Raw genomic sequence first — 8,300 nt, 5'->3', positions numbered from 1 at the left:
CCCATCACGACGAGGTCAATGTCGTATTCGTCGACATACTCTAGAATGGCTCGATATGGAATACCTTCTGCAATCACTGCCTCGATAGTATCGACATCTGCTGCCTCTGCTTGGTCTATTACGTCCTCGATAGCCTCTTGAGTTTCCTCTTCGAGTTTCTCGGGAACGTCTCCTTCCGGCAAGTTCGCCTTGATGTCACCGGTATTAATCACGGAGATAGTGTGGAGGGCGGCGTCGTATTGGTTTGCCAACTCGATGGCCTGTTCGATCGCCCTCGTCGCCCCTTCACTACCGTCGGTTGGAACCAAGATTGACTCGTACATGCTACCTAATTCGGTCGGTCGACATAAACGGTTATGTGATTTTTCACCCTTCGAGAACACCGAATCTTTGCTGAACAACTTGTAAGACGCTATTGAGCGAGACTTCCCGGTCGATTTTGTCGTCGTAATGGACTATTGATCTTGAGCGAGTAGATGACCGAGTAGGTGAGGTCTGGAACGATTACGAGTGAGGATTCCCAGTGGAACAGTTCTCCTTCGACGTCGATACCCCGGGCTCTTCAATGTCACTAACGAGAGCCACGAGACCCCCGCCAACCACCAGTACACAGTCTCCATCGACGACGTGACCGAGGACCTGATGACTTGTACGTGTCCGCATCACGTCCACCGTAATGCCTTCCGCAAACACATGGCCGCCGTCGAAACCGCAACTGACGACGGGACGCTCGACGCCTTCCTTTCGAAAAACGATAATCGAACATCGATTTTCCGCAAAATATGCAGGGTCATTGATTTGCTTAGAGCACAGGTATCACGACCCATCCTCAGTTTCGTCGGCTGTTGCTGAGTCCGTGGCTCCATTCGAATCGGTCACGACGAGTTTCACTTGGTATGTGTGCCCAGAGTTCTCTTCGTGTCTCGCCCGTAGTGTTGTAGTCGCTGTAGCTGTATCACCACTCACGTCGACCGTTGTAGAGTCCTCGGTCACGCCTTCAGTGCTGTCAGTGAGCGTGACATCAACTGTGGAGAGATCACCGCTCGAATCACTCACCGTCCAAGACGCATCGAAATCAGCATGTGGACTTCCTCCGGTATTATTCTCAGTAAGGTCCAGCGAGTCGACAACAGGTGCAGAGTCGCCGCCACCACTCGACCCACCATTTAGATTATCGCCGGTCGTCGTCCCGAGGACAGCATTCTCGATATCAAGTAACCCATACCCCTGTTCCTTGCTCGACAGACCTATATCTTCGGCTGTCTCACGGAGTCGCTGGCGTGCTTCGGTGTTCGTGTAGCCGTTCGCCATCAGCTGTCCACCTGCCCCACTCACATGCGGACACGCCATCGACGTCCCAGAGAGCGAGGTGTAATCGCCGTCGTTGTATGTCGAGAGAATATTGACGCCGGGTGCTGCAAGCTCGACCGCAGACCCCCGTGAGGACCACCGCGGCAGCGTATCATTCATGTCGGTTGCACTGACTGCGATACAATCTCAGTACCTCACAAAGCATCCTCGGCCAACTGTTTCTGAAGCCTGAGTTCTGTGTCGGAGCGGTTGCTCTGACGGTCTCGACGAGAGAAGCATGGACGAATCGAAGGCGAGCCGTCGCTGTCGGCGGCGGTCTGCCGCCGACGCGACAGCGTCGCCACTCATACCGCAGGCTAGCCCGACCGAAAGTTACCGGGTAAACCGGTCGTCCGGTGGCCGGTTCGCGGGGACGGCCCGACGCGTCGCGAGGGCCGTCCACGCTGCCCGTCGGACCATGTTGATGAACTCCTTGAACGACCATTGCCAGAGGCGACGCCCCCCACGGCGGGGCGTCGCCACGTACTCCCAATGTAGAAACCGCCAGACGTTCTGTAACAGCAAGCTCACCACCACGTACAACAGCCGTACGACCGGATTCTGTGTTGAGGTCGTCGCAATACTTTGCTCGGAGAGTCGATAGCTGGCCTCGATACCGAAGCGTTTCGCGTAGTGGTATCGAGCGTCTCGTGGCGTGTCGATGAACGGCGCGTCAGCGGCGTAGCCGTGACGCGCCACCCCGTGTTCATCGTACCGCCCGTTCTGGTAGGTGCAGTCGATGTAGACGGGAAACTCGACGGTCCAGCTGTGACCGTCGAGTTTCGCCGTCAGACTGTGTTGAATCACGCGACTCCAGCCTTCCGAGAGTTCTTGCTTGATCGTCCGTCCCCAACGGACGATCGGCATAACGTAGGCGTGGTTGTGTGCCTGAAGCAGCGTCAAACACTTACTATCGTAGAATTCGCGGTCAAGGTAGACGGCCTTGACACCGAGGTCAAGGCCGTCAAGGATGCCAAGAAACTCTGCGAGGACGCCGCTGGCGGTGTCGCCGTCGGTAAGACGGCGCACCGCCAGTGTGTAGCGTTTGTTCTTCACACGCGCGTAGAGTGTGGCGTAGGCGTGGAACGCGGTGGTTCCACGCTTCGCTTGCGAGTGATAGAGACCGTCCGTGTCGTCTTCGTCGCCATAATAGGGCCGCAGGTGGAGGTCAGCGACGACCTCCACCTGCTCGGGGAGTACATCGAGAACGTCCTTCTGGAGGAGTATGTTGCCAACTTGTTCGAGCGTCTCAAGGTCGAACTTGGTGCGAAGATGGTAGAGAACTGAATTTTCGTGAGGCGCATCTTTGCTGTTCTCACAGAGCGTAGAGACCGAGGTCCCGTCGGCGCACGCGCCGACGAGGACCTCGTAAATGCCTTCAGCGTCGAGTTTGGCGTTTTCAGCGAAGGAGAGAGCAACTTCCTCGTCAAGAGAGTTGACGAGGAAGTTAAGGACCTGGTCCTCGTGGATTTCATTGTCTGCTTGCTTGGTTTTAGACACACCTTCTGCAAGCAGACGTCTCAACTAACCGGCTTTGTGATGTACTGAATCTTGATATGCAGCAGGATAACCGACGCTATTTTTGCTAGGGCCCTCATTTCCAGCCGCTGCGACCAGAAGGACACCGTTCTGGAAGGCATTTGTACAAGCGTCCCTGATAACGGATGAGCTCCGACGGCTTCCGAGGCTAAGACTTCCCACATCGTATCCCTGATCAGCAGCCCACGTAATGCCGGCGGCCACATCAGAGGCATACCCGCTGCCACTTTCATCAAGTACCTTCGCCGCGTGGAGTGTGGCTGAGGTACTGACACCGATCACGCCTGTGGAGTTGTCGACTGCATCAGCGATCCCTGCACAATGCGTGCCGTGCCCGTTGTCATCGTTCCATGAGGTGGTATAGTCGACAAACGATGCTCCAGTACCCACGTTCGTCTGGAGATCCAAGTGGTCCTTGTCAATTCCTGTATCAATGATAGTGATGTCTGCACCGTTCCCGGTGTTACCGCTCGAATGAACGACTTCGGCGTCCACCCGGTCGACACCCCAGGGTAACGTCTCTCCGAAGGCATGTACACGAATATCTGGCTCTACGTACCGGACACTATGGTGAGTGCGCAGTGCTTCACGATCGTCTTCTCCAAAGCGACCAACAACCGCTTGGCCGGTCGGTCCGAAGTCGAGTTCTCGAATCACTTCAGATGCCTGGTCTTTTGCTTTGTTAGCTGCGGCTTTGGAACGCGTCCCAATAACAAAGCGCGGAGGAACACTCATCCCTGTTCCTGTCCCGACCGTTAAACCACCGATGCCAGTTCCGGTATACCGATTAATACCGTTCTCCGGGAGAAATGAGTATTATTTCCTATGTTCGATGGTAACAATTGAACCACCATTATATAAATTATTGGAATAAAGTTGAAACACATACAGATTGTTTTTGTCACAATATTCATGTTCAAAGCAACATCAGAATATATTGTCTTCTGACAGTTCATAACCCGATTTTCGGTGGTAATACGCCTCTCGAATTTGATTTAAAGATTATTTTATTTCGAGGCGAAAACCCCCTCTTTCGGTCGACTGCCCTATTTTTCGGCAATCGTCAGCATCGAACTGGCTCGCCGCTGTCCGATCAAATCGTAATTCACGGTTGCGATGGGCTCTGCGGACAACCGCAAGGAGTACGCCGAAATTGCAGACGGCAACCACTTCGTTATGCACGGTGAACGCCGTCGAACGCTCTCAACTCTCTTCTCGGCGTTTCAAGACCGCATTTAATTCCTTTCGCGCTCTCAACCGACGACCAGTGTACGGGACGATCAGGGTACATCGAGTGGTTTGCCGACCGGCTCACCGACTATTTGTGCGTCTTCTCTCCGGCCTCGGTGGGAACCTGAAACCTGTTCTCGGACGGTGGAAGCGGACACTCGTAGTGGTCGGCGTATGCACAGGTCGGATTGGACGCTTCGTTGAAGTCGAGTACCCACGTTCCGTCGTCCTGTCGGTGAGTTTCGGCCTCCAAATAGAGGTATCGACCCGCTCCGAAGGTTGCCTCCCCGCTGGTCGCATCACGGATCGGCACCCACAACCGGCCGTCGTCGGGGTCGTTCTTGTACGCCTGTAACATGACTTCGTCGCCGTGCTGTGTCAGTTCGACACTCGTGGCGAGCCGGTTGCGACGTCGGCGCGTTTGAGGCGACCGAGGAGGCCGACGCTGTCGGCGACGCGGCCGGTGAGGTCGCGGAACGCCTGTCCCGTTTCACCTGACTCCAACACGACCGGACGACCGCCGTCGGCACCGCTCCGAACGGCGGGGTCGAGGGGGAGGTCACCGAGGTGTGGAACGTCGACGTCGTCGGCGAGTCTCTGACCACCGCCCTCGCCGAACAGATCGTGGGTGCTATCGCAGTCGGGACAGACAAACGTCGACATGTTCTCGACGACACCCAACACGGACGTTCGGTACTCGGCGAACATCTGCATCGCGCGTCGCGTGTCGTCGGTAGCGACGTCTTGCGGCGTCGTCACGACGACGGCACCGGTCACAGGTAGTCCCTGGAGGATGGTCAGTTGCACGTCGCCGGTTCCCGGTGGCAGGTCGACGACGAGATAGTCGAGTCCGCCCCAGGCGACGTCCTCGAACAGGTCCGACAAGACGTTATGGGCCATCGGGCCGCGCCAGACGACCGGTTCCTCCTCGCCGACGAGGAGGCCGACGCTCATCACTGACACGTCGTACGCCATCGGTGGGATGATGCGGTCGGTGTCGCCGTCGTGCGAGACGGTGGGGTCGTCGTCGACGCCCAGCATCCGCGGGACGTTCGGCCCGTACACGTCGGCGTCGAGAATGCCGACGCGCGCGCCCCGTTCGGCGAGACCAGCGGCGAGATTAGTCGCGACGGTCGATTTTCCGACGCCACCTTTGCCGGACGCCACCGCTATGACGTTTTTCACGCCGGGGAGGGCACCGTCGTCTCGGTGTTCTCCCCGAGTCGCTTGGAGATTAGGGTCGAACCCGACCGACCGAATCGCGTCCCGAACGTCGGCCGCGATAGAGGCCTCGGTCGGTGCGAATGGCGCACCTAGATCGAGTTCGACTTGCGCCGTCTCGCCGACGAGTTCGACGTCGGTGACGAGACCGGTCGAGACGATATCGTCGTCGAGGTCCGGATCGATCACGTCGCTCAGTGCATCGAGGAGTGTGGCTCTGTCAGTTGTCATCGTCGGTTGAAGTCGTCTGCGAGGTGGTCGTCGAGCGGTTCGTCTCGTCGGTCAGGGGGACGGTCCGAGCGGTCTCCGTTGAGGCCGCCGGTGACGCGGTGGCGTCCCACGCCACGAACGTTCGGGCGAGTCTGCTCAGCGTCCAGAACGCGCCGACAGCCGAGTCGCGTTCGTGGACGGCGTCGTCGAAGGCGTCGAGCCACGCGAGTGCGGGATAGACAGAACGCTGGACGTCGAGCAGACGGGACGGGTCGTCACCGTCGTCACGCATCGCCGCCTCGTGGTGGCAGAGCGCCCGTTGAAAGTCGAATATCGCCGCGATGTGGTCCGGAATGCCGTCGCCTCGCGTCGGTGTGAACCCGAATTGGGCGTACAGTTCGGAGAAGTTCGCCGCGGGTTTCCCGAGGAATTCTCCGGCCGTGCCCACGTCGTGATACGCCGACGGCGACTCGAAGGACTCCGACGGAGTCGTCGCGTGGGCCGATGCGAACGGCGGAACGTAGTGCGTTCCCGGGACGACGAAGAGGTTCTCGTAGGCGAACGAGAGCGCTTCGTCGTCGAGGTCGTCGAGCGGCGTGCAGTCGATATCGCCCGGGAGCGTCGAGGCGAGACGGCAGAACACGCCGTCGTCTCTCGCTTCGATAAGCGCCGCCACATCGCCGTCGAATATCGCGGCGAAGAGGCCGTAGACGTTGGCTCGTGAGCGCGCGAACGTCGTCTGGTCGACGTCGTCGGACAGCGCCGTCATCAGTGACCACCTCCGTCGAGGCGTTCGACGTCGACGAACGCGTCGAATTGGGCGCTACTGCCGCCGACGAGGTCGCTCAGCCCGGCGTTGCCCAGGGCGTGGTCGAACGGTTGGACATGGTTGATCGCAAACCCGGCGTCGCGACCCTTGGCGATTCCCGCGTCCTCGGACATCGGGCGGTCGAACTGGTACGGTGTGTGACCGTACCCTTCGACCGATTCCGTCGTCGTTCCGTCGACGGTCTGGGCGACGGCGCCGTCACCCTCGCGCCCCCATCCCCACATCGCGCCGACGACACCGGGACGGATTCCGTTCGTGACCATCGCCATCCCTTCGACGGTCCGCCGACCGGCGTCGATGCGGATGTGGTCGCCGTTCTCGATGTCGCGCTCGTCCGCGTCGACCGGATTCATCCAGAGCGGGTTCTCCGGGCGCGTTTCGCGGAGCCACGGTGAGTTCGTCGTCCGGTGCATCCCCTGAGTGCGCGGCTTCCAGTTTATGAGTTGCAGCGGCCGCTCGTTGGTGTCCGCGCTCCGTACGCCCACCTGGACGCCGCCGTCGTAGTGCCGGACGTCTTCGAGTTTCGGGAGCGGGTCGAACCGCTCTCCGGTGAACGAGTGCTTGCCGCGTGGAACGGCTTCGCTGTAAAAGTTCACGCGGGACTCCAAGCGGTATCGCATGTGCTCGCCATCGTAGGCGTTCGACCGGTCGCCGCCGCGCTCCGCGTGCGGGTAGTCGTGCCCGTGTTCTGTGTAGTCGTCAGCGTAGCCGTCGACCGGTTCTTCGAATCGACCGCCACGGTTGAGAACAGTCACGACTTTTCGCCATTCAGCGGGCGTGACGGCACGCTTCCAGCGGTTCAGGTCGAAGTGGTCGCCGAGCCCTTTCTCGTGAGCGCGTCGGAAGGTCTTTCGCTCCTCATCCGAGGCGTCCGGAACCGGGGTGCGGTCGTACGCGATGTTCGCCGCGAGTTTGACGTAGAAGTCCTCGGCAGTGTTCAGCGGGTGGCGGTTGCCACTGGCGTCGAGTATCGCACCGTCGCCGACACCCGGGAGGTCCATGCGTTTCCACATGTCGATGAGAACCTCCTCGAATGGACGAGCGTCGGGGACGACTTCGTTTGAATATCTGTTGGCAAATTCTCCAGCTTGGTTAGTCTTGTAATCTTGAACGGGACCACCTCCACTAAGTGAATAATTCACAAAAATCAAATTTAACATTGAGATTGGTGACAAAGAAACTACCAATATACAAATGATAATTACCATTATATTCTCTCTATCTAATAGTGCAAATGAAAATGAGATTGGGGCAAATAGTATTTGTAGTGAGCGAGAGCCTATAAGATTAAATATCATTCCACCAATGAAATAGAATCCAGAGGAAACAATCACTCCAATATCTAACGGGGGGATGTCCTCAATCTTTTCTAATAAGAACGAGTATAAGAGTAAGGATATTATTAATGCTAACAAAACCTTATTGCCAAAAGTAAGAACTGTTGAGAGTCGATTATCTATTAAACTGGGATACTTCATAATATTTGTTACGGTTCCACTACTTTTCGATCCGAATAAAATCAGCCTTAAGGTTGATAGGGAATTCCCAGCAGACTTACTCACTGGTTGAATTAAAATAAAAAATACTCTATTTTGGAATTGAGTAAAATAATACATAAAGAAATATAAGTAAATCGTAGAAAGAACAACAATAGGTAGTATGCGATCAATTTTTAATATATTTGAAGGGCGAAAAGATATTCTCCAATTCTTTGCCTCTCTTAGACTGGTGGTCAAGTCAATAATTCGATGTTGATTTGGAAAAGCACTAGTTAGAGGGGTAACAACAATTGAAATTAATTTCGACCCCAAATAAAACAAGAAAAGGATGGGATGTGATAGTATTAGAGACATATAGACAGTTAAAATTAGTATTTTTTTATTACAAATGGTAGAGCGTTCAAGCCCCAAAATAAAAATCA

General features: G+C 56.4%; 8 protein-coding genes. All 8 read right to left on the bottom strand.

Going from position 1 to position 8,300, the window contains the following annotated elements; all coding sequences use genetic code 11:
* Positions 1 to 323, bottom strand: a 323-nt coding sequence (locus tag BG842_RS26795; protein ID WP_069453166.1) for a universal stress protein, incomplete at its 3' end; no start/stop codon positions are given.
* Between the two features lie 493 nt (positions 324 to 816).
* Positions 817 to 1,491 carry a S8 family serine peptidase gene (locus BG842_RS26790; protein ID WP_256388583.1) on the bottom strand — a complete coding sequence of 225 codons (675 nt, stop codon included), beginning with the start codon at positions 1,489 to 1,491 and terminating at the stop codon, positions 817 to 819.
* Between the two features lie 192 nt (positions 1,492 to 1,683).
* Positions 1,684 to 2,850: an ISH3 family transposase gene (locus tag BG842_RS26785; RefSeq protein ID WP_069452550.1), complete on the bottom strand. Its 1,167-nt coding sequence runs from the start codon at positions 2,848 to 2,850 to the stop codon at positions 1,684 to 1,686.
* A 24-nt stretch (positions 2,851 to 2,874) separates the two neighbouring features.
* Positions 2,875 to 3,624: a S8 family serine peptidase gene (locus BG842_RS26780; protein ID WP_069453164.1), complete on the bottom strand. Its 750-nt coding sequence runs from the start codon at positions 3,622 to 3,624 to the stop codon at positions 2,875 to 2,877.
* Between the two features lie 583 nt (positions 3,625 to 4,207).
* Entirely contained in the window at positions 4,208 to 4,501 is a 294-nt protein-coding gene (locus tag BG842_RS26775; protein ID WP_083252767.1) for a DUF1684 domain-containing protein, read from the bottom strand.
* The gene (locus BG842_RS26770; protein ID WP_069453163.1) at positions 4,498 to 5,571 is read right to left on the bottom strand and encodes an Mrp/NBP35 family ATP-binding protein; all 1,074 of its coding nucleotides are present in this window, start codon (positions 5,569 to 5,571) and stop codon (positions 4,498 to 4,500) included. Before BG842_RS26770 ends, BG842_RS26775 begins: the two co-directional genes overlap by 4 nt.
* The gene (locus BG842_RS26765) at positions 5,561 to 6,319 is read right to left on the bottom strand and encodes a molecular chaperone (protein ID WP_069453162.1); all 759 of its coding nucleotides are present in this window, start codon (positions 6,317 to 6,319) and stop codon (positions 5,561 to 5,563) included. Before BG842_RS26765 ends, BG842_RS26770 begins: the two co-directional genes overlap by 11 nt.
* A complete protein-coding gene (locus BG842_RS30760) occupies positions 6,319 to 7,392 on the bottom strand; it encodes a molybdopterin dinucleotide binding domain-containing protein (RefSeq protein WP_217493385.1) in 1,074 nt (357 codons plus the stop codon). Before BG842_RS30760 ends, BG842_RS26765 begins: the two co-directional genes overlap by 1 nt.
* Positions 7,393 to 8,300: the final 908 nt, after the last annotated feature.

This window comes from Haladaptatus sp. W1, from assembly GCF_001723155.1.
Taxonomy (GTDB): Archaea; Halobacteriota; Halobacteria; order Halobacteriales; family Haladaptataceae; genus Haladaptatus; species Haladaptatus paucihalophilus.
The sequence above is the reverse complement of the archived record's forward strand: the minus strand, read 5'-3'. Positions and strand labels throughout refer to the sequence as shown.

Excerpts from the sequence above, each read along its gene's own strand:
- BG842_RS26765 (WP_069453162.1), bottom strand. The coding sequence starts at position 6,319 with ATGACGGCGCTGTCCGACGACGTCGACCAGACGACGTTCGCGCGCTCA.
- BG842_RS30760 (WP_217493385.1), bottom strand. The coding sequence starts at position 7,392 with ATGTGGAAACGCATGGACCTCCCGGGTGTCGGCGACGGTGCGATACTC.
- BG842_RS26770 (WP_069453163.1), bottom strand. The coding sequence starts at position 5,571 with ATGACAACTGACAGAGCCACACTCCTCGATGCACTGAGCGACGTGATC.
- BG842_RS26780 (WP_069453164.1), bottom strand. The coding sequence starts at position 3,624 with ATGAGTGTTCCTCCGCGCTTTGTTATTGGGACGCGTTCCAAAGCCGCA.